Annotated in this window: 1 protein-coding gene; it reads right to left on the bottom strand. The window is 43.0% G+C overall.

The window, feature by feature from the left end; translation table 11 throughout:
* Positions 1–690 precede the first annotated feature (690 nt).
* Positions 691–933, bottom strand: a complete 243-nt coding sequence (locus L976_RS01845) for a hypothetical protein (protein WP_047533641.1) — start codon at positions 931–933, stop codon at positions 691–693.
* Between the last annotated feature and the right edge of the window lie 510 nt (positions 934–1,443).

Below are 1,443 nucleotides of genomic sequence, written 5' to 3'. Positions count from 1 at the left end.
TCCATGTCTAACTGCCAGTTCGCCATCCATGGCTCTCGTTCGTAACGCAGCTATGCAGCACTCACCCTAGCGAAGTTATATGCATTGAATACTGGCTTCGTGCTTATTCGAAAATCGCTAACGCTTCCGATGGGGCGTCCCTTCCCCCCGAAAGCTACGCAGACGTCCTGTCTGCGTCACTCGATTTTCTTCAACGCCCTTCAGCAACTTCGCAGGGGAAGGTGAACTCCTGTCACTACTGTATGGGCTTAAAATTCAGAAAGAATTGTACCAGTCCGATCTTTCATACTTGTTATGGGCACTTTTCGCCATGTCTATCATAGGGATAGGACTGGAGTTCAGTGCAAGTACTACCATAACACTTAACAATAAAGTTTATGCATCGGCCACCACCTTTATACATAAAAGAGAAGTCAGCAATATCTCTATTTTGAGAAATTGAAACTTCTAGATTTTCATTCGGAAGGTTGTGACCATTTAGATATTTAACCACGGTAGCCGTAGCTAGCTCTCGCATTTCAGGCGTCAATTCTTGAGGCTCATTTGAGCACCCAAATATGAGAAATATACTGGAGAGTAAAAGGACGACTCGATTCATAATGTGCCTATAACGCCGCCAACAGCGGCCGAGCGTAGCGAGGTCCAGCCCCATAGGGACGATGCTGCTTGGGCCTTGTTATGTGTTGGGGACTACTTAAAAAAGTCACCTTCATCTATATCAGCCAAGCCGATTTCTTTTAGTGGTATATCAAATGATTCTGCTTGCTGCTGCATTAACGTAATGAAACGATGGAACCCCATCATATAGCCGGTTTTATAATCTTCTTCACTAGTTCCTTTTGCAGCCTTATGTTCGCTTATAGATTCACGCGCATACTCTTTTGCAATCGTTCCGAGATCACCTAGATAATTCTTATATTTTTCGTTATCCATAAGACTCATAACAGTGTATTCCCCCCACTTCTAATAAAACCCAACTGTATAGAGTTGGATATTGGAATGATACGAATAAATAATTCAATCATGCCAATAAGTTAGCATCAGCCTCAGTGTGCTATCAACATTTTTCATCCAGAAAAATCGAGACCTTATTAACCTAGAAGCATTTTGGGAAAGATAGGACAGGCACAAATTTTTAGAAAGTCCCTTGTGCTCATTGCCAAATTTGCTATCGCTTCCGAAGATTCCGCTTTACATCCATGTAAAGCACTCCAGTTCGGCAATCCCTACCTCTCGCTCATAAGCTCGAAAATCACCAATTTTCATTTACCCCTTCCCCGAAAGCTACGCAGACGTCCTGTCTGCGTCACTCGATTTTCATCAACGCCCCGCGGCAACTTCGCAGGGGAAGATGAACTTCTGTAGCTACAGTACAAACTATTAATCCCTAAAAATCTGTGCCTGTCACAACTTTTAAAGACAGCTTCATCTTTAAATGCCTAG

Source organism: Shewanella sp. ZOR0012 (assembly GCF_000798835.1).
In the GTDB taxonomy this organism is placed as follows: Bacteria; Pseudomonadota; Gammaproteobacteria; order Enterobacterales; family Shewanellaceae; genus Shewanella; species Shewanella xiamenensis.
Note: the sequence above shows the minus strand (reverse complement) of the source record. Positions and strands in the feature narration are given on the sequence as shown.

Coding starts and splice junctions, on each gene's coding strand:
- L976_RS01845 (WP_047533641.1), bottom strand. CDS start 933: ATGGATAACGAAAAATATAAGAATTATCTAGGTGATCTCGGAACGATT.